Raw genomic sequence first — 18,537 nt, 5'->3', positions numbered from 1 at the left:
AGTGACCACACTCCCCACGACCGAAGGCACACCGGCCCCGACCGGGTCCGACCCCTTCCTCTCCGTGCGCGACCTGCACGTGCGGTTCTCCACCGAGGACGGCATCGTCAAGGCGGTCGACGGCCTCTCCTTCGACCTGGAACGCGGCCAGACCCTCGGCATCGTCGGCGAGTCGGGCTCCGGCAAGTCCGTCACCAACCTCGCCGTCCTGGGGCTGCACAACCCCAAGTCGACGGAGATCAGCGGCGAGATCCACCTGGACGGCCAGCAGCTGACCGGAGCCCGGGAGAAGACCCTGGAGAAGCTCCGCGGCAACAAGATGGCGATGATCTTCCAGGACGCGCTGACCGCGCTGTCGCCGTACTACACGGTCGGGCGGCAGATCGCCGAGCCGTACATGAAGCACACCGGCGCCTCCAAGCGCGAGGGCCGCCAGCGCGCCATCGAGATGCTGACCAAGGTCGGCATCCCGCAGCCGAACCTGCGGGTGGACGACTACCCGCACCAGTTCTCCGGCGGTATGCGCCAGCGCGCGATGATCGCGATGGCGCTGGTCTGCAACCCCGAGCTGCTGATCGCGGACGAGCCGACGACCGCGCTGGACGTCACCGTCCAGGCGCAGATCCTCGACCTCCTCAAGGACCTCCAGCAGGAGTTCGGCTCCGCGATCATCCTGATCACCCACGACCTCGGCGTGGTCGCCGACACCGCCGACGACCTGCTGGTGATGTACGCGGGCCGGGCCGTGGAGCGCGGTTCCGTCAAGGAGATCCTGACGCAGCCGCAGCACCCGTACACCTGGGGACTGCTCAGCTCCATGCCGCGGCTGTCCTCGGACGTCAACGAGGCGCTGCACCCGATCCCCGGGTCGCCGCCGAGCCTGCTGAACCCGCCGTCGGGCTGCGCGTTCCACCCGCGCTGCGCCTTCACCGCCGAGGTCGCCGGGGGGCTGTGCACCGAGAAGCGCCCGGCGCTGCCGGACGGGCGGGCCGCCGCCTGCCACCTCGGCGCGGAGCAGCGCCAGACCTTCTTCACCGAGCAGATCAAGCCCCGGCTGGGCTAGGGAGCCATCACCATGACAGACAACGTCACCCTCCCCTCGCCCCGGGACGCCGCGCCCGCGGCGGGCGAGCCGCTGCTCGTCGCCGAGGGCGTCACCAAGCACTTCCCGATCTACGGCGGCTTCCCGTTCAAGCGGAAGGTCGGCGCGGTCAAGGCGGTCGACGGCGTCGATCTGACCGTGCACGCGGGCGAGAGCTTCGGCCTGGTCGGCGAGTCGGGCTGCGGCAAGTCGACCACCGGCCGGCTGCTGACCCGCCTGATGGAGCCGACCTCCGGCAAGATCACCTATGCCGGGCAGGACATCACCCGCGCCAACCGCAAGCAGCTGGCGCCGGTCCGCTCCGAGATCCAGATGATCTTCCAGGACCCGTACGCGTCGCTGAACCCGCGGCAGACCGTCGGCACCATCATCGGCGGCCCGATGGAGATCAACGGGATCAACCCGCCCGGCGGCCGCGAGAAGCGGATCCGGGAGCTGCTGGAGACCGTCGGCCTCAACCCGGAGCACTACAACCGCTTCCCGCACGAGTTCTCCGGCGGCCAGCGCCAGCGCATCGGCGTGGCGCGGGCGCTCGCCCTGGAGCCGAAGCTGATCGTCGCCGACGAGCCGGTCTCGGCGCTGGACGTCTCCATCCAGGCGCAGGTCGTCAACCTCCTCCAGGACCTCCAGCGGGAGCTGGGCATCGCGTTCCTGTTCATCGCCCACGACCTGGCGGTGGTCCGGCACTTCAGCCAGCGGGTCGCGGTGATGTACCTCGGCAAGGTCGTCGAGGTGGGCACCCGCGACGAGATCTACACCCGGCCGCGCCACCCGTACACCCATGCCCTGCTGTCGGCGGTGCCGGAGGCGAAGTTCACCGAGGCGGCCGAGGAGGAGAAGCAGCGGATCCGGCTCGCCGGTGACGTGCCCTCGCCGGTCAACCCGCCGTCCGGCTGCCGGTTCCGTACGCGGTGCTGGAAGGCACAGGACAAGTGCGCGACGGAGGAGCCGCCGCTGGTCCAGATCACCGGGAACGGCGCGGGCCACCTGACGGCCTGCCACTTCCCCGAGGAGCCGACGATCGCGGCGCGGGGTGAGGACATCGTCCTCGACCCCGCACTGGCCGCGATCGAGGAGGCACCGCAGGAGGGCCCGGCGCACGACGCCGGTTCCTCCGGCAAGACCCTTTGACCCGGTCTCAACAGCCTCCACTCGGAGCCGGAGCCCGCTTCCCACACCCCAGATTCACGGGAGGCGGGCTTCGGCCTTTTCGGGGTCGGTCTTTTCGGGGGCCGGCCTTTCGGGGTTCGTGGTGGGGTCCGTGTGGGCGAGGTCCGATTCTTCGTGGTGCCCCTAAGACGTCGTTTCTTTTGGTGTTTGGTGGTCGTTGGGCAGGTCGTGACGGATCTGGTTGAGCGGTTGGTGCCGGATGAGTTGTGGGTGTTGTTTCGTCGGGTGGTTGAGCTGACGGTGGTGAGGCGTCCGCAGGGTGGGGGCCGGGCTCGGGCGGGTGATCGTGAGGTGCTCGCGGCGATCTTGTTCGTGGCGACCTCTGGTTGCACCTGGCGGCAGTTGCCGCCGGTGTTCGGGCCGGCCTGGCCCACGGTCTACCGGCGTTTCGCGCAGTGGAGCCGGGACCGTGTGTGGGCCCGGCTCCACCGCGTCATCCTCGACGAGCTCGGCGCGCGAGGTGAGCTGGACTGGTCCCGGTGTGCGATCGATTCCGTCAGCGTCCGGGCCGCAAAAGGGGGCCTTTGACCGGACCGAATCCGACCGACCGTGGCAAGTTGGGATCGAAGATCCACCTGATCGTCGACCGAAACGGACTGCCGCTGTCGCTGGGGATATCCGGCGCCAACATGCACGACAGTCTCGGTCTGGCGCCGCTCGTGCGGGGCATCCCGCCCATCCGGTCCCGATGCGGCCCGCGTCGCAGGCGTCCGGCGAAGCTGCACGCCGACAAGGGCTACGACTATCGTCACCTGCGGCGATGGCTCCGCGAGCGCGGCATCACCCCTCGCATCGCCCGCAAAGGCGTCGAGCCCTCGCAACGGCTCGGCCGCCACCGCTGGGTAGTGGAGAGAACAGTGTCATGGCTGAGCGGCTGCCGACGCCTCCACCGACGCTACGAACGCAAAGCGCAACACTTCCTCGCCTTCGTCGGCATCGCCGCAGCCCTCATCACCTACCGCCGCCTCACCAAATGAAACGACGTCTAAGGAACTCACCAAGACGTGTCGCGGCACACCGACTTCACAAGAGGCTCGATGCACCAAGTCGAGGTCGACGACGCGGCTGCGGCGTTCCAGGTGGGAGACGGTGGCCGGGAAGCAACCGAGCCGGTCACCGAGTACGGCGAGTGTCCAGGCGCGGTGTTCGCGGCCCAGGCGGATGAGTGCGTCGCCGGGGCGTCGTTGGTCGGTGAGTATCAGGTGCGAGGCTGCTGGACTTGGGCAGCAACGATCTTGCGTGCATCGTCTGAACCCGCGATCATGACCACTGGCTCAGTGTTGGAATGACGCTTCTTGAGCGAAATGTGGCCCTTTTTTCCAGTTACCGTCGCATTTTCCCCGGGCCTGAACTCGATGACCATTGCGCTCTTGCTGCAGTAAATGGAGGCCTGTGAGTGAGATCCGTTAGCGCCTGCGCCTGAAGTGAAGTTATACGGACCGGCGGCGTAGCGTCGGCTGCCTTCTGAGTCGCTGCGCGGCCACTCTGAAACGAGATTGATGAACGGCCGTTTGGGGTTCTTCGCGTCGATCACCAGGAGCCCGCATGCATTTTCTTCAGTGTAAGAAATTACGCGGTAGGTGCCAGCCTGTACTTCCCCTACCGCTTTGGGGGCGTCATGCGTACTAGAGATCTCCGTTGCAGAAAGCGGATCCCCTTCAAGGTTAATCGCTGTGAGTTGATTTATTGGCGCGAACTTTGCTGGGGAATTGGCGGGGGAGGTGCTACCACCACCACCGCCGCCCTGCATCGTGCAGGCAACGCAAAAGACCGAAAGGGCGGCCCCAGTGGCCGCCTTCAGGATCCCCTTGGCCACGAGACCGCCCTTTCGTTCATGAAGTTTCTAGGCTACTGCGTCCATTGATTGAAGCAGACACCAATGGGCTTCAGTGCAACAGCAATCCCCACGTACTGTTCGGTCATATCGTACCCCTGGGCCTCGTACATGTCGTAGAGGGGGTATGCCTCAACGAACCCCATCTTCCCCTTGGGAACCTCGTAGCGGGTTTGATTCGAAACGGTGTACGACTTCTGCGTGTTGAAGCCCACCGTAGCTGAGAGCCCCTTGGCGCTGAACCCAAACTCGGCGTTCACTTGGGCTGATACGGACTTCTCTACCGTCATCACGAGCGTGGTCTTACCGCGGCCACTCGTCTTCTGTACCACGCGAGTGCCGCACACTTCGCCCCTGTACTTCTTATTCTTGAACTTGATGGCATATTTCGCCATCAAGGTCGCGTGGGGCTGATGGGTGTCGCTGCTGATGGCGTCGTTGGCGGCCACCGTCATGGATGGGGCGGCGGAGCCTGAATTCCGCTTGACCAAGATATTGGCGCCAGGCTTGAAGAACTTTTCAGGGGCGCTGGCTCGGGACTCGCCCCCCTTGCTCTGCGCCAAAGCTGGCGTGGCCACGGTAACACTGGCTCCGAGTGCACCGACAGCGAGTGCGGCCGCAAGTGTTCCAAGCTTCGCCGTGTGATTCACAATTCCCCCCGGATTTGTGTTCGGCACTCTGGTCGTGAGTGCGAATGAGTCGTGAATTTAATCTGATTTTGCGTTCGATGCCACCAGGAGGGGTTGATTTAAGACAGATCTTGGGAGTGGGCGACTATTTGGGCTTTATGGTGAAAAGTAGCAGGAATGCGGCAGGTCGCTTTGCGTCGTAGGGGTTCTCCGAGACGAGGTGAGCGCAGGAAGGCGAGTGACGCAGAGCAGCATGAGAGTGGCATGAGCGCAGGGATCAGACGCAGCAGGTACCACCGACAGGGACTGGCTCTGGGTAGGCGATGGTGCCCACCCGGGGTGGCGCCGACTTGGCGGATCCGCTCAGGAAGTTCTCGTGTCCGACACCGTTCCTTAGACGTCGTTTCATTTGGTGAGGCGGCGGTAGGTGATGAGGGCTGCGGCGATGCCGACGAAGGCGAGGAAGTGTTGCGCTTTGCGTTCGTAGCGTCGGTGGAGGCGTCGGCAGCCGCTCAGCCATGACACTGTTCTCTCCACTACCCAGCGGTGGCGGCCGAGCCGTTGCGAGGGCTCGACGCCTTTGCGGGCGATGCGAGGGGTGATGCCGCGCTCGCGGAGCCATCGCCGCAGGTGACGATAGTCGTAGCCCTTGTCGGCGTGCAGCTTCGCCGGACGCCTGCGACGCGGGCCGCATCGGGACCGGATGGGCGGGATGCCCCGCACGAGCGGCGCCAGACCGAGACTGTCGTGCATGTTGGCGCCGGATATCCCCAGCGACAGCGGCAGTCCGTTTCGGTCGACGATCAGGTGGATCTTCGATCCCAACTTGCCACGGTCGGTCGGATTCGGTCCGGTCAAAGGCCCCCTTTTGCGGCCCGGACGCTGACGGAATCGATCGCACACCGGGACCAGTCCAGCTCACCTCGCGCGCCGAGCTCGTCGAGGATGACGCGGTGGAGCCGGGCCCACACACGGTCCCGGCTCCACTGCGCGAAACGCCGGTAGACCGTGGGCCAGGCCGGCCCGAACACCGGCGGCAACTGCCGCCAGGTGCAACCAGAGGTCGCCACGAACAAGATCGCCGCGAGCACCTCACGATCACCCGCCCGAGCCCGGCCCCCACCCTGCGGACGCCTCACCACCGTCAGCTCAACCACCCGACGAAACAACACCCACAACTCATCCGGCACCAACCGCTCAACCAGATCCGTCACGACCTGCCCAACGACCACCAAACACCAAAAGAAACGACGTCTAAGGGGTACGGGGCGGGCATCGGCCTCTCGCAGGTCGGGGTCCCTTACGGGTTCGGGGTGAAGTCCCTTACGGGGTAAGGGCGGTGGGTGTGGGCGGCTGGGCAGGGCCGTCGTCCGCTCGCGGTCGGATTGTCAGTGGTGGGTGCGAGGATTCCTGCATGACGACCGATACGCCGCACGCGACCGGGACGCCGCTTCCGGACGCCACGCTCGACGCCGTTCTCGCCGACCCCACCCAGCTGCTCCGCGCCGATCGCGCGGAGATCCGCGAGCAGCTGTCGTCGCTGCCGCGCGGCAGCGCCGCCGCGGAGAACGGCCGGACCGTGTTCCGCCAGGCCGAGGCCATATTCGGCGGGGCGGTGGTGGCGCGCGCCGAGTTCGCTTCCTGGCTGCACTTCGCCGCCACGGTGCTGGGGCACACCGCGTACGCCGAGCGGGTCGCGGCGGCCGAGCCCGGGATGCCGTGGCGCACGGAGTGGGCCTGGTGGCGCCCGGTGGGCCACTACACGGCGCACCCCAATCTCAGCGGCGACAGCAGCGCGGCGGCATTCGTCCACGAGGGCCGGGAGCTGCTGGAGGTGTCCGGCATGTGGTGCCCGAGCCGCTGGTTCGACCTCGCCTCCGGTGCGCCGGTGGCGGCGCCGCCCGCGGGCGCGGCGGAGCGGCTGCGCGTCGCTGACGACGAGCTTCCCTACCTCTTCGGCACGGACGACGAGGATCCCGCACTGGCGGTGCCGCCCACCTGGGAGGAGCCCGAGCCGCTGGACACCCGGGGCCGGTATCTCCTCCAGGAGGCGCGGGGCGTCGCCGTGCTGCGGGTCGACGCCGCCGTGCTGAAGGGCTGGCCGACCGGCGGCGCGTCGTACGCCTCCGCCAAGGACGGCAGCCCGGGCGGGCTGGACACCCCGGACGACGACGGCCCGCTCACCGCCGCGCGGATGGACGACGCCTTCGGCCCCGACGGCGTGCGGCGCATACCGGAGGCCGAGCTGCCCGCCGCCCTGGAGCACGGCCCCACCCGGGCGTTCCTGCGGGACGTGGGTCTGCCCGCCTGGTGGGCCGGGGGTGTCTCCTCCTTCGCCGCCACCGACGCGCTGCGGTCGCTGCCGGAGGACCCTGAACTGCTGGTTCTGGGCACGTTCGAGCTGCGGTACGACGAGACGGGCACGGTCTGCGTGCACCGCGCCACCGGTGAGATACGCCTGCGCCACACCGACGGCGATACCGTCCACCCGCCGTTCTTCCTCTCCCGGGACGCCGAGACGTTCACGCTCTTCCTGGAGTCCCTGCGCCGGTACATGGGCGCGAGTTGGGACCCGTACCCGGAGGAGGCGGGCGCGGAGTACGACTACGAGTTCCGGATGGCGGAGCTGGACCCGCGGGCCCTGGACGCGGAGACGCCGTCGCGGGAGGTCTGGGCCCATCTCTTCGCCACGATCACGGAGTTGGGGGTGTACGGCTACTGACCGGGCCGCCGCTCGGCCGGAGCTCATTCGCCGGGCACGACCCGTCGTTCCTCCGCGAAGTGGCAGGCCGACGGGTGGGCCGCCGGGCCCGCGTCCGGGGTGGCGAAGCGCGGCGGGACGTCGAGCGGCGGGACCTTCTTCGCGCACAGCTCCTGGGCCTTCCAGCAGCGGGTGCGAAAGCGGCAGCCGGAGGGCGGGTCCGCCGGGGACGGCACCTCCCCGGCGAGCAGGATCCGGGTCCGGCTCTCGCGCGCCTCGGGGTCGGGCACCGGCACCGCCGACAGCAGCGCCTGGGTGTAGGGGTGCGTGGGGTGGTCGTAGATCTGCTCGTCGGTGCCGGATTCGGCGAGCCTGCCGAGGTACATCACGGCGACTCGGTCGGAGATGTGCCGGACCACGGAGAGGTCGTGGGCGATGAAGACGTAGCTGAGGTCGAAGGTGTCCTGGAGCTTCGCCAGGAGGTTGACGACCTGCGCCTGGACGGAGACGTCGAGGGCGGAGACGGGTTCGTCGGCGACGATGATCTCGGGGCGCAGCGCGAGGCCGCGGGCGATGCCGATGCGCTGGCGCTGGCCGCCGGAGAACTGGTGCGGATAACGGTTGATGTACTCCGGGTTGAGCCCGACGACATCGAGGAGTTCCTGCACCTTGCGCCGCCGGTCGCCCTTCGGCGCCACCTCGGGGTGGATCTCGAAGGGCTCGCCGATGATGTCGCCGACCGTCATCCGGGGGTTCAGCGAGGTGTACGGGTCCTGGAACACCATCTGGATGTTGCGGCGGACGGCCTTCAGGGCGCGGCCGGAGAGCTTGGTGATGTCCTCGCCGCGGTAGCGGATCTCCCCGGCGGTGGGGCGTTCCAGGCCGACCAGCAGCTTGGCGACGGTCGACTTGCCGCACCCCGACTCCCCCACGATGCCGAGGGTTTCACCGCGTCGGAGGTCGAAGGAGACACCGTCGACGGCCTTGACCGCGCCGGCCTGTTTCTTGAAGAGGATGCCGCGGGTGAGCGGGAAGTGCTTGACGAGGCCGCGGACCTCCAGCACCGGCTCACCGCGGGCGGCCCGCCCGCCGGCCCCGCCGGCCACCGCCGGAACCGCGGCCGCCAGGCTCCCCGCCGCCGCCCCCACCACTCCCCCGCCCACGACACTCCCGGCGGGGCCTCCCGGCAGGCTGGTGGCGTCGGAGGTCCGGCGGTCATCGGGCTCCATCGAGCGTCTCCTTCCAGAAGTGGCAGGCGCTGGTGCGGCCCGGGGCCACGTCGTACAGCGGGGGCCGGTCGGTGCGGCAGATGTCCTGGGCGAGCGGGCAGCGGGGGTGGAAGGGGCAGCCGGGCGGGATGGCGGTCAGGTTGGGCGGCAGGCCCTTGATCGCGTACAGCTCCTGGCCCTTGTGGTCCAGGCGCGGGATGGAGTCCAGCAGACCGCGGGTGTAGGGGTGAGCGGGGGCCCGGTAGAGGTGGTGGACGGGGGCGTTCTCGACGATGCGCCCGGCGTACATGACGGCGATGGTGTCGGCGACGTCGGCGACGACGCCGAGGTCATGGGTGATGAGGATGAGACCCATGTGGTACTCGGCCTGCAACTCCGCGAGGAGATCCATGACCTGGGCCTGGACGGTGACGTCGAGGGCCGTGGTCGGCTCGTCCGCGATGATCAGGTCCGGCTCCAGGGCCAGCGCCATCGCGATCATGATGCGCTGGCGCATCCCGCCCGAGAACTGGTGCGGATAGTCACCGGCCCGGCTCTTCGCGGCGGGGATCTTGACGCGGTCCATCAGCTCGACGGCCTCGGCGCGGGCCGCCTTGCGGGACATACCGCGGTGGACCTGGAACATCTCCCCGAGCTGGGCGCCGACGGACATCACCGGGTTCAGCGCGGAGAGCGCGTCCTGGAAGATCATCGCCATACCGGTGCCGCGGACCCGGCGGCGTTCCTCCCGGCCGAGAGTGAGCAGGTCACGGCCCTGGAAGCGGATCTCGCCGCCGGTGACGAAGCCGGGCGGCGAGTCGAGGATGCCCATGATCGCCTGGGCGGTGACGGACTTGCCGGACCCGGATTCGCCGAGGACGGCGAGGGTCTGCCCGGCGACGACGCGGTAGCTGACGCCGTTGACGGCCTTGGCGACGCCGTCGCGGGTGCGGAACTCCACCTTCAGGTCGCGGACGTCGAGGAGCGGCGGCCCGTTGGTGCCGGTGGTCTCGGGGCGGGGTGCGGTGACGCTGTCGTTGCTGGTCATCTGCCCGCTCCTCAGCGCAGTTTGGGGTCGAGGGCGTCGCGGACCGCGTCGCCGAGCATGATGAACGCCAGCACCGTGATGCTCAGCGCCCCCGCCGGCCACAGCAGCATGTGCGGCGCGTTGCGGATGGAGGTGGAGGCGGCGGAGATGTCGATGCCCCAGGAGACGGTGGGCGGTTTCAGCCCGGCGCCGAGGAACGACAGCGTCGCCTCCAGCGAGATGTAGGTGCCCAGGGCGATGGTCGCGACGACGATGACCGGGGCGACGGCGTTGGGGGCGATGTGCCGCAGCAGGGTGCGGCCGTTCCCTGCGCCGAGGGCGCGGGCCGCCTGGACGTAGTCGTTCTGTTTGGCGGTGACGACGGCGCCGCGGGCGATGCGGGCGATCTGCGGCCAGCCGAGCAGCACGATGAAACCGACGACCGGCCAGACGGTGGAGCTGGTGACGACGGAGAGGAAGACCAGGCCGCCGAGGATGACGGGGATGCCGAAGAAGATGTCGGCGATCCGGGAGAGCAGCGTGTCCCACCAGCCACCGAAGAACCCGGCGAGCCCGCCGAGGAGGCTGCCGAGAAGGGCGGCTCCGGCGGTGGCGCAGACGCCGACGGTGATGGAGGCGCGGGCGCCGTAGACGACGCGGGTGTAGACGTCGCGGCCCTGGGTGTCGTAGCCGAAGGGGTGGCCGGGCTCCGGTCCCGCCTGGGCCTTGGCGAGGTCGGCGCGGTACGGGTTGCCGTCCGCGATCAGCTGCGGCCAGACCGCGATGACCAGCAGGAACAGGATGATCAGCGCGGAGATCAGGAAGACCGGATTGCGGCGCAGGTCGTGCCAGGCGTCGCTCCACAGGCTGCGGGGTTTGCCGGTGGGGGCGCCGCCGGGTCCGGCGCCGGGGGGCCGCTCCAGCGATTCGGCCTCGCCGATGGCGAGCGCGGCGGGCCCGCCGTCGCCGTGGGTGATGGCCTCTTTGGGCGCGTAGGGGTCAGGCATAGCGGATCCTCGGGTCGAGGACGGCGTAGAGCAGGTCGACGAGGAGGTTGGCGACGAGGAAGACCAGCACGAGGATGGTCACGAAGCCGACGACGGTGGGTGAGTTCTGGCGCAGGATGCCCTGGTAGAGCTGGAATCCGACGCCGTGGATGTTGAAGATGCGCTCGGTGACGATGGCGCCGCCCATGAGCGCGCCGATGTCGGTGCCGATGAAGGTGACCACCGGGATCAGCGAGTTGCGCAGCAGATGGCGGGTGATGACGCGGTGGCGCGGCAGCCCCTTGGCGACGGCGGTGCGGACGTAGTCGGCGCGGGCGTTCTCCGCGAGGGAGGTGCGGGTGAGCCGGGTGACGTAGGCGAGGGAGACCAGCGCCAGGACGAGTCCGGGGAGCAGGAGTTCGCCGAGCGGGGCGTCGGTGGAGACGGCGGGTTTGACCCAGTTCCCTTTCACGCCGAGCAGGAATTGCAGGACGTAGCCGCTGACGAAGGTGGGGATGGAGACCACGACGAGGGTGAAGATCAGCACGGTGGTGTCGACGGTGCGTCCGCGCCGCAGTCCGCTGAAGACGCCGAGGACGATGCCGACGACCATTTCGATGACGATGGCGACGAGGGTGAGCCGCAGGGTGACGGGAAAGGCGGCGGCCATGAGTTCGGTGACGGGCTGGCCGTTGAACGCGGTGCCGAAATTCCCCTGGAAGATCTGCGCCATGTAGTGCAGATACTGCTTCCACAGCGGCTGGTCGAGGTAGAGGTCGGCGCGGATCTGGGCGGCGGTGGCCGGGTCGGGTGCCCGGTCGCCGAAGAGTGCGGCCACCGGGTCGCCCAGCGCGTACACCATGAGGAAGATCAGGAGCGTGCTGCCGATGAACACCGGGATCATCTGGAGCAGTCGCCGGATCACATAGCGTCCCATGAGGGCTCCGGGTTCTGGTTCAGTGGACCGTGATCTCGTTGTAGACGGGGACGCTGAGGGGGTTCAGCGCCACATTGGCGATCCGGTCGGAGTAGCCGCCGTTGCCGTTCTGGTACCAGAGCGGAATGGAGGGCATGTCCGTGGCGAGGATCCGCTCGGCGTCCTGGAATGTGGCGATGGCTGTCTTGCGGTCGGGGGCGGCGTTCGCCTCGTTGATGAGTTTGTCGAACTTCGGGTTGCTGTATTTGCCGTCGTTGGAGGACGCCTTGGAGTAGTACATCGGCTGGAGGAAGTTCTGGATGAGCGGGTAGTCCATCTGCCAGCCGGTGCGGAAGGGGCCCGTCATCTTGTCGGAGGTGATGCGGTTGCGGAAGTCGGCGAAGGTGCCGACGGGGGCGCCGACGCATGCCTTGTCGTTGTCGAGGGCGTTGTTGATGCTGTTGCAGATCGCGTCGACCCAGTCCCGGTGGGAGCCGGTGTCGGCGTTGTAGGCGATGGTCATATGGCCGCCGGGGAGCCCGCCGCCCTCCTTGACCAGCGCTTTCGCCTTGGCGGCGTGGAATTCGCAGGCTTCGCCGCAGACCCCTTCCTGGAATCCGCCCTTGGCGCCGAGGACGGGTGAGGTCCAGTCGGTGGCAGGGGTGCGGGTGTTCTGGAAGATTTCCTTGGTGATCGAGGCGCGGTCGATGGCCATCGAAATACCGCGGCGGAGCTTGTCGCCTCCCTTTTTGTTCCAGATCTTGTCGTACATCGGGAAGGTGAGGGTCTGGATGATGCCCGCGGGCTGGTTGATGTAGCGGTCACCGAGGTCGGCGTGGGCATTCTTGAGCTGGGTGGCGGGAATATCGTCGACGAGGTCGAGGTTGCCCGCCTGGAGATCGGTGTAGGCGGTGTTGTTGTCGGTGTAGACCTGAAGGTCGATTCCGCCGTTCCTGGCCTTGTCGGCGCCCGGGTACTGCTCCCATTTCCGCAGTTTCATCGCGGAGCCCTTGGTGTAGGAGTCCACGAGGTACGGGCCGTTGCCGATGGGTTTCTTCACCCAGGCGTCGTGATGGGTGTAGAACGTCTGCGGCAGCGGCATGAAGGCGTTGTAGCCGAGGGTGTCGGGCCAGCTGGAGAATTTCTGGTTCAGCGCGACGGTGAATTTCGTGGGGCTGACGACCTTGAGGCCGGAGAGGGTTTTCGCCGTCGCTTTGCCGTTCTCCGGGTGGACGGCATCAAATCCTTCGATGTACTGGAAGAACGGCGCGTTCTTCTGCCTGTTGCCGAGCAGTGCACCGTAGTTCCAGGCGTCCACGAACGATTTTGCGGTGACCTTTTCGCCGTTGCTGAAGGTCCAGCCGGGCTTCAGGGTGACGGTGAAATGCCGGGAGTCGGTCGTGTCGATCGATGCGGCGAGCACGTTCTCCGCCGCGCCGGTCTTCGGGTGGTACCGCTTGAGCCCCCGGAAGATCATCTCCAGGACCTTGCCGCCCTGGACCTCGTTGGTGTTGGCCGGTTCGAGGGGGTTCTGCGGGTCCCCCCAGGAGGAGCTGACGATTCCGGCGGCGCCCGAGCCGCGGGTGTCGACCCCGCCCCCGCAGGCGGTCGCCGCCAGGGCGACGGACACCGCACATACGACCCACTTCGTGCGTTCGGCTCCACGCATGGGCGCCTCCTCAGCTCTCAGGCCACGTAAACGACATAAGAGCCCAAAGCGGGGTGTGCTGCACTCCGGCGGCGGGACGCATTACTCCGTGGGGCGCGGAATCCGCCCATGTGCGCGGCGGCCGGGCGGCGGGCCGATCGGGTGCACGGACGCCGGTCGGGTGAGGCCCACGCCCTCGGATCCGCCTCCCCCGGCACCCGCCCGGCCCCTGGCCCCGTGGGCCGTGCGGGCGAACCGGCCACCCCTGGCCCGCCGCTCCCGGCACCGTCCGCCCGCGTCCGCGCGCGTCCGCATACGCCCCCGCGCACTCCGGAGCGCGGCCCGCCCTGTCCGGAAAGGCCCCTTTCGCCGCCGGTAGCGCCGTGTTGGCATGTGGCTATGGAACACCGGGTGCGCGAGGGATACGAGGGCAGTGGGCCGGGGGCGATCACCCCGGACGGCTGTGCGGTCGAACTGTACGAACGGCTGCCGGTGGGCGAGGAGCCGGACATCATCGAGGGCGCGGTGCGCCCGGCGTCCAGCATTCTCGAACTGGGCTCCGGGGCCGGGCGGATGACGCATCCGCTGGTCCACCGCGGCTTCGCCGTCACCGCCGTGGACGAGTCCCCGCAGATGCTGGAACGTATCAGCGGCGCCGGAACGGTCCGCAGCGCCATCGAGGAACTGTCCCTGGACGCCCGGTTCGACGTCGTCCTGCTCGCCTCGTTCCTCGTCCACGCCGCGGGTCCGGGCGTGCGCGAGGGGATGCTGGCGACCTGCCGCCGCCATGTGAAGGACGACGGCTGCGTGCTCATCCAGCGTGAGGCGCCCGACCGGCACGACCGCGTCCCGTCCGAGCGCCGCGTCGACGGCGGGCTGATCCGGATCGTCTCCTCCGAGCCGGTGCGCCCGGGCGTGCGCTCGGTGCACGTCGAGTACGACTTCGCCGACGCCCGCTGGACGCAGACGTTCCTGTCCTGCCCGCTGACCGATGAGGCGTTCGACGCCGCCCTGGAGCGCGCCGGACTCGCGGTCGACCGCTACCTCACCGCCGACCGCACCTGGGTCCGGGTCGTCCCGCGCGACAACTGAACGGGGACGGGCCGCACGGCAACCGGGCCGCGCCGCCGGGAGCACGCGGCCGCCCCGTACGACGACCGAGCCGAAGCGGCGCGCGCCCGGCTCCCCGGCACCGAGCCGCCCCGTACACACGCATCGGGCCGGGCCCCGCACGTTCGCGGACCCCGGCCCGAAGCCGTACGCGACGGATCTACGCCGCGCCCACCACGTCCCGGACCTCCGCGAAGTGGCAGGCCGACGGGTGGGCCGCCGGGGACGCCGCGTCGCGGAAGCGGGCCGGTACCGCCAACTCCGGCGTCTCGGTCGCGCACCGCTCCTCCGCCTTCCAGCAGCGGGTGCGGAAGCGGCAGCCGGACGGCGGGTCGGCCGGGGACGGCACATCGCCGGTGAGGATGATCCGGTCGCGGCCCTCGCGCGCCTCGGGGTCGGGCACCGGCACCGCCGACAGCAGCGCCTGGGTGTACGGGTGCGTGGGGTGGTCGTAGATCTCGGTGTCGGTGCCGATCTCGGCCATCCGCCCCAGGTACATCACGCCGACCCGGTCGGAGATGTGCCGGACGATCGACAGGTCGTGGGCGATGAAGAGGTAGCTGAGGTCGTACTCCTGCTGGAGCCGGGCCATCAGGTTGACGACCTGCGCCTGGACGGAGACGTCGAGCGCGGAGACCGGCTCGTCGCAGATGATGATCTCCGGGTTGAGCGCGAGGCCGCGGGCGATGCCGATGCGCTGGCGCTGGCCGCCGGAGAACTGGTGCGGATAACGGTTGATGTACTCCGGGTTGAGCCCGACGACATCGAGGAGTTCCTGCACCTTGCGCCGCCGGTCGCCCTTCGGCGCCACCTCGGGGTGGATCTCGAAGGGCTCGCCGATGATGTCGCCGACCGTCATCCGCGGGTTCAGCGAGGTGTACGGGTCCTGGAACACCATCTGGATGTTGCGGCGCACCGCCTTCAGCGCGCGCCCCGACAGCTTGGTGATGTCCTCGCCCCGGTAGAAGACCTCACCGGCGGTGGCCCGCTCCAGGTTCATCAGCAGCTTGGCGACGGTCGACTTGCCGCACCCCGACTCCCCCACGATGCCGAGGGTTTCGCCCCGGTAGAGGTCGAAGGAGACACCGTCGACCGCCTTGACCGCGCCGACCTGCTTCTTCACCAGCACGCCCCGGGTGAGCGGGAAGTGCTTGACGAGGCCGCGGACCTGGAGGATCGGCTCACGGGCGCCTGCGGCAACCGCCTTGTCCGGCTCAGCCATTGACCGTCTCCTTCCAGAAGTGGCAGGCACTGCGGCGGCCTTCGCCGAGGGTGTGCAGCGCCGGGGTGTCCGTACGGCAGAGGTCCTGCGCCTTGGGGCAGCGCGGGTGGAAGGCGCAGCCCTGCGGCACGTTCAGGAGGTTGGGCGGCAGGCCCTTGATCGCGTACAGCTCCTGGCCCTTGTGGTCCAGGCGCGGGATGGAGTCCAGCAGACCGCGGGTGTAGGGGTGCGCCGGGTTCCGGTACAGCTCGTGGACGGGGGCGGTCTCGACGATGCGGCCCGCGTACATCACCGCGATCTTGTCGGCGACGTCGGCGACGACGCCGAGGTCATGGGTGATGAGGATGAGGCCCATGTGGTACTCGGCCTGCAACTCCGCGAGGAGGTCCATGACCTGGGCCTGGACGGTGACGTCGAGGGCCGTGGTCGGCTCGTCCGCGATGATCAGGTCCGGCTCCAGGGCCAGCGCCATCGCGATCATGATGCGCTGGCGCATCCCGCCCGAGAACTGGTGCGGGAAGTCGCCCGCCCGGCTCCTCGCGGCGGGGATCTTGACGCGGTCCATCAGGTCGACGGCCTTGGCCAGCGCCGCCTTCTTGGACAGGCCCTGGTGGACGCGGAACATCTCGCCGAGCTGGTAGCCGACGGTCAGCACCGGGTTCAGCGAGGAGAGCGCGTCCTGGAAGATCATGGCGATCTTGGCGCCGCGCAGGCGGCGGCGGGCGTCGGCGGACATCGTGAGCATGTCCTCGCCGCGGAAGCGGATCTCGCCGCGCGGGATCTTCGCCGGGGGCATGTCGAGGATGCCCATGATGGCCTGGGCGGTGACGGACTTGCCGGACCCGGACTCGCCGAGCACGGCCAGCGTCTCGCCCGCCGACACGCTGTAGTTGACGCCGTTGACGGCCTTGACGACGCCGTCGCGGGTGTGGAATTCGACGTGCAGATCGCGGACCTGGAGCAGCGGGGTGCCCGCCTGCTGCCTGGCGCGCGGCGCGGGGACGGCCTGCTTGTTCTCGGTGGTGGTCATGTACGCCTCCCTCAGCGCAGCTTGGGGTCGAGGGCGTCGCGGACCGCGTCGCCGAGCATGATGAACGCCAGCACCGTGATGCTCAGCGCCCCCGCCGGCCACAACAGCATGTGCGGCGCGTTACGGATCTGGGTGGCGGCGGACGAGATGTCGATGCCCCAGGAGACCGTCGGCGGCTTGAGGCCGACGCCGAGGAACGACAGCGTCGCCTCCAGCGAGATGTACGTACCGAGCGCGATGGTGGCCACGACGATCACCGGCGCGAGGGCGTTGGGCGCGATGTGCCGCAGCAGCATCCGCGGGGTGCTCGCGCCGAGGGCGCGGGCCGCCTGCACATAGTCCTGTTGCTTGGCGGAGATGACCGCGGAGCGCGCGATACGGGCGATCTGCGGCCAGCCCAGGACCGCCATCAGCAGCACGACGGTGAAGATCGAGCCGCCCTTGATGACGGAGAGGAAGACGATGCCGCCGAGCAGGACGGGGATGCCGAAGAAGATGTCGCCGATCCGCGAGAGCACCGCGTCCCACCAGCCGCCGAAGAACCCGGCGAGCCCGCCGAAGACGCAGCCGAGGACGGCGGCGAGGAGGGTGGTGCAGATGCCGACGACGACGGAGGCGCGGGCCCCGTACACCGTGCGGGCGTACACATCGCAGCCCTGGGTGGTGAAGCCGAAGGGGTGGCCCGGGGCCGGGCCCTGCTGGGAGCGGCCGAGGTCGCAGGCGTAGGGGCTGGTGCCGGTCAGCAGGCTCGGCCAGATCGAGAGGACGACCAGGAAGAGGATGAGGACGGCGGAAAGGTAGAAGATCGGGTTGCGGCGCAGGTCCCGCCAGGCGTCGCCCCACAGGCTGCGCGGCGCGGCCGCCGCCTCGGGGGCTGCCGCGGGGGCCGTTCCGTCGGTGGTCGCGGGGGCCCGTTCGGTGATCTCAGGCATAACGGATCCTCGGGTCCAGGACCGCGTAGAGCAGGTCGACGATCAGGTTGGCGGCGAGGAAGACGACCACGAGGATGGTCACGAAGCCGACGACGGTGGGCGCGTTCTGCCGCAGGATGCCCTGGTAGAGCTGGTAGCCGACGCCCTGGATGTTGAAGATCCGCTCGGTGACGATCGCGCCGCCCATCAGGGCGCCGATGTCGGTGCCGAGGAAGGTGATCACGGGGATCAGCGAGTTGCGCAGCAGGTGCACGCCGACGACGCGGCGCCGGGGCAGGCCCTTGGCGGTGGCGGTGCGGACGTAGTCGGAGCGGATGTTCTCGGCGATCGAGGTACGGGTGAGCCGGGCGACGTACGCGAGGGAGACGCCGGCCAGCACGATGCCGGGCAGCAGCAGTTCGCCGAAGGCGACATCGCTGGAGACCGCGGGGGCGGCCCAGGCGAGCTTCACGCCGATGAAGTACTGGAGCAGATAGCCGGTGACGAACGTCGGGATGGAGATCACCAGCAGGGTGAAGACCAGCACGCCGGTGTCGGCGAGGCGGCCGCGGCGCATCCCGGCGACGATGCCGAGCCCGACGCCGACGACGACCTCGATGGCGAAGGCCACCAGTGTCAGCTTGATGGTGTTGGGGAAGGCCGAGCCCATCAGTTCGGCGACGGGCGTGCCGTTGAAGGCGGTGCCGAAGTCGCCGCGGAAGATCCCGGCCATGTACTGCAGGTACTGGCTCCACAGCGGGTCGTCGAGGTGCAGGGATTCCCGGATCTGGGCGGCGGTGGCCGGATCGGGCGTCCGGTCTCCGAACATCGCGGCGACGGGGTCGCCGAGTGCGTAGACCATGACGAAGATCAAGAAAGTGGTGCCGATGAAGACGGGCACCATCTGGAGCAGGCGTCGGATGACGTAGCGCCCCATGTGTCCTCCAGTAAAGCGCCGACGCGGGGGCGGCCGGGACCGCGTCCGGGACCGGGTGGTCGCGGGCGTGTCCGGCTGCTCCTGCCGCCGTGAGCGGGTGTGTTCT

18 protein-coding genes are annotated in these 18,537 nt (G+C 69.0%); 5 read left to right on the top strand and 13 right to left on the bottom strand.

Going from position 1 to position 18,537, the window contains the following annotated elements; genetic code table 11:
• The first annotated feature begins 1 nt into the window (after nt 1).
• The 3 genes from OG422_RS20775 (at nt 2) to OG422_RS20765 (ending at nt 3,249) form a co-directional block, all read left to right on the top strand.
• On the top strand, nt 2-1,063 hold the full coding sequence (locus OG422_RS20775; RefSeq protein WP_143942898.1) for an ABC transporter ATP-binding protein: 1,062 nt from the start codon (nt 2-4) through the stop codon (nt 1,061-1,063).
• A 12-nt stretch (nt 1,064-1,075) separates the two neighbouring features.
• Nucleotides 1,076-2,233, top strand: coding sequence for an ABC transporter ATP-binding protein (locus tag OG422_RS20770; RefSeq protein ID WP_143942899.1), 1,158 nt, complete (start codon nt 1,076-1,078; stop codon nt 2,231-2,233).
• 216 nt (nt 2,234-2,449) lie between these two features.
• Nucleotides 2,450-3,249, top strand: a protein-coding gene (locus tag OG422_RS20765; RefSeq protein WP_405747929.1) for an IS5 family transposase whose coding sequence is annotated in 2 segments (ribosomal slippage) — nt 2,450-2,774 and nt 2,774-3,249 — 801 coding nt in all. Because the reading frame shifts where the segments join, the coding sequence is not laid out codon by codon here.
• Here the strand turns inward: OG422_RS20765 and OG422_RS20760 are convergent.
• The 4 genes from OG422_RS20760 to OG422_RS20745 all read right to left on the bottom strand — a co-directional run bounded on the left by OG422_RS20760 (nt 3,133) and on the right by OG422_RS20745 (nt 5,940).
• Entirely contained in the window at nt 3,133-3,429 is a 297-nt protein-coding gene (locus OG422_RS20760) for a helix-turn-helix domain-containing protein (RefSeq protein WP_405747931.1), read from the bottom strand. The genes OG422_RS20765 and OG422_RS20760 overlap by 117 nt on opposite strands.
• A gap of 41 nt (nt 3,430-3,470) precedes the next feature.
• Nucleotides 3,471-4,088 (bottom strand): hypothetical protein, encoded by a 618-nt coding sequence (locus OG422_RS20755; protein ID WP_405744239.1) that lies wholly within the window; start codon nt 4,086-4,088, stop codon nt 3,471-3,473.
• Nucleotides 4,089-4,120: 32 nt separating this feature from the next.
• A complete protein-coding gene (locus OG422_RS20750) occupies nt 4,121-4,684 on the bottom strand; it encodes a hypothetical protein (RefSeq protein ID WP_405744237.1) in 564 nt (187 codons plus the stop codon).
• 456 nt (nt 4,685-5,140) lie between these two features.
• Nucleotides 5,141-5,940 (bottom strand): IS5 family transposase gene (locus tag OG422_RS20745; protein ID WP_405747929.1). Its coding sequence is split into 2 segments (ribosomal slippage): nt 5,141-5,616 and nt 5,616-5,940, totalling 801 coding nucleotides; the frame shifts between segments, so codons are not numbered across the junction.
• 209 nt (nt 5,941-6,149) lie between these two features.
• Between OG422_RS20745 and OG422_RS20740 the strand changes: the two genes are divergently transcribed.
• On the top strand, nt 6,150-7,457 hold the full coding sequence (locus OG422_RS20740; RefSeq protein WP_405744234.1) for an SUKH-4 family immunity protein: 1,308 nt from the start codon (nt 6,150-6,152) through the stop codon (nt 7,455-7,457).
• 23 nt (nt 7,458-7,480) lie between these two features.
• Here OG422_RS20740 and OG422_RS20735 read toward each other — a convergent pair whose 3' ends face one another.
• From OG422_RS20735 to OG422_RS20715, 5 genes are read right to left on the bottom strand one after another with little or no spacing between them, the layout of a single operon-like run.
• Nucleotides 7,481-8,665, bottom strand: coding sequence for an ABC transporter ATP-binding protein (locus tag OG422_RS20735; RefSeq protein ID WP_405744231.1), 1,185 nt, complete (start codon nt 8,663-8,665; stop codon nt 7,481-7,483).
• Complete coding sequence (locus tag OG422_RS20730; RefSeq protein WP_405744228.1) at nt 8,652-9,692, bottom strand: ABC transporter ATP-binding protein; 1,041 nt, start codon at nt 9,690-9,692, stop codon at nt 8,652-8,654. The genes OG422_RS20735 and OG422_RS20730 overlap by 14 nt, the downstream gene beginning before the upstream one ends.
• Before the next feature lie 11 nt (nt 9,693-9,703).
• Complete coding sequence (locus OG422_RS20725) at nt 9,704-10,678, bottom strand: ABC transporter permease (RefSeq protein ID WP_405744225.1); 975 nt, start codon at nt 10,676-10,678, stop codon at nt 9,704-9,706.
• Entirely contained in the window at nt 10,671-11,594 is a 924-nt protein-coding gene (locus OG422_RS20720; RefSeq protein ID WP_143944471.1) for an ABC transporter permease, read from the bottom strand. Before OG422_RS20720 ends, OG422_RS20725 begins: the two co-directional genes overlap by 8 nt.
• A 19-nt stretch (nt 11,595-11,613) precedes the next feature.
• Nucleotides 11,614-13,242, bottom strand: a complete 1,629-nt coding sequence (locus tag OG422_RS20715) for an ABC transporter substrate-binding protein (protein WP_405744222.1) — start codon at nt 13,240-13,242, stop codon at nt 11,614-11,616.
• A gap of 378 nt (nt 13,243-13,620) precedes the next feature.
• On the opposite strand from OG422_RS20715, the gene OG422_RS20710 reads away from it, so the two are divergent.
• The gene (locus tag OG422_RS20710; RefSeq protein WP_405744220.1) at nt 13,621-14,313 is read left to right on the top strand and encodes a class I SAM-dependent methyltransferase; all 693 of its coding nucleotides are present in this window, start codon (nt 13,621-13,623) and stop codon (nt 14,311-14,313) included.
• 178 nt (nt 14,314-14,491) lie between these two features.
• Here the strand turns inward: OG422_RS20710 and OG422_RS20705 are convergent, their stop codons facing one another.
• Genes OG422_RS20705 through OG422_RS20690 form a run of 4 tightly spaced genes read right to left on the bottom strand, consistent with a single transcriptional unit; the run spans nt 14,492 to nt 18,431 of the window.
• Nucleotides 14,492-15,553, bottom strand: a complete 1,062-nt coding sequence (locus tag OG422_RS20705) for an ABC transporter ATP-binding protein (protein ID WP_405744218.1) — start codon at nt 15,551-15,553, stop codon at nt 14,492-14,494.
• A complete protein-coding gene (locus OG422_RS20700; protein ID WP_405744216.1) occupies nt 15,546-16,583 on the bottom strand; it encodes an ABC transporter ATP-binding protein in 1,038 nt (345 codons plus the stop codon). Before OG422_RS20700 ends, OG422_RS20705 begins: the two co-directional genes overlap by 8 nt.
• An 11-nt stretch (nt 16,584-16,594) precedes the next feature.
• Nucleotides 16,595-17,515 (bottom strand): ABC transporter permease, encoded by a 921-nt coding sequence (locus tag OG422_RS20695; protein WP_405744214.1) that lies wholly within the window; start codon nt 17,513-17,515, stop codon nt 16,595-16,597.
• Nucleotides 17,508-18,431, bottom strand: coding sequence for an ABC transporter permease (locus tag OG422_RS20690; RefSeq protein ID WP_143943048.1), 924 nt, complete (start codon nt 18,429-18,431; stop codon nt 17,508-17,510). Before OG422_RS20690 ends, OG422_RS20695 begins: the two co-directional genes overlap by 8 nt.
• Nucleotides 18,432-18,537 lie beyond the last annotated feature (106 nt).

This window comes from Streptomyces sp. NBC_01525 (assembly GCF_045040405.1).
Taxonomy (GTDB): domain Bacteria; phylum Actinomycetota; class Actinomycetes; order Streptomycetales; family Streptomycetaceae; genus Streptomyces; species Streptomyces benahoarensis.
Note: the sequence above shows the minus strand (reverse complement) of the source record. Positions and strands in the feature narration are given on the sequence as shown.

Bases quoted from the DNA above. Each gene is read 5' to 3' on its own strand.
- OG422_RS20770 (WP_143942899.1), top strand. From the start codon at position 1,076: ATGACAGACAACGTCACCCTCCCCTCGCCCCGGGACGCCGCGCCCGCG.
- OG422_RS20740 (WP_405744234.1), top strand. From the start codon at position 6,150: ATGACGACCGATACGCCGCACGCGACCGGGACGCCGCTTCCGGACGCC.
- OG422_RS20735 (WP_405744231.1), bottom strand. From the start codon at position 8,665: ATGGAGCCCGATGACCGCCGGACCTCCGACGCCACCAGCCTGCCGGGA.
- OG422_RS20730 (WP_405744228.1), bottom strand. From the start codon at position 9,692: ATGACCAGCAACGACAGCGTCACCGCACCCCGCCCCGAGACCACCGGC.
- OG422_RS20725 (WP_405744225.1), bottom strand. From the start codon at position 10,678: ATGCCTGACCCCTACGCGCCCAAAGAGGCCATCACCCACGGCGACGGC.
- OG422_RS20720 (WP_143944471.1), bottom strand. From the start codon at position 11,594: ATGGGACGCTATGTGATCCGGCGACTGCTCCAGATGATCCCGGTGTTC.
- OG422_RS20715 (WP_405744222.1), bottom strand. From the start codon at position 13,242: ATGCGTGGAGCCGAACGCACGAAGTGGGTCGTATGTGCGGTGTCCGTC.
- OG422_RS20710 (WP_405744220.1), top strand. From the start codon at position 13,621: ATGGAACACCGGGTGCGCGAGGGATACGAGGGCAGTGGGCCGGGGGCG.
- OG422_RS20705 (WP_405744218.1), bottom strand. From the start codon at position 15,553: ATGGCTGAGCCGGACAAGGCGGTTGCCGCAGGCGCCCGTGAGCCGATC.
- OG422_RS20700 (WP_405744216.1), bottom strand. From the start codon at position 16,583: ATGACCACCACCGAGAACAAGCAGGCCGTCCCCGCGCCGCGCGCCAGG.
- OG422_RS20695 (WP_405744214.1), bottom strand. From the start codon at position 17,515: ATGCCTGAGATCACCGAACGGGCCCCCGCGACCACCGACGGAACGGCC.
- OG422_RS20690 (WP_143943048.1), bottom strand. From the start codon at position 18,431: ATGGGGCGCTACGTCATCCGACGCCTGCTCCAGATGGTGCCCGTCTTC.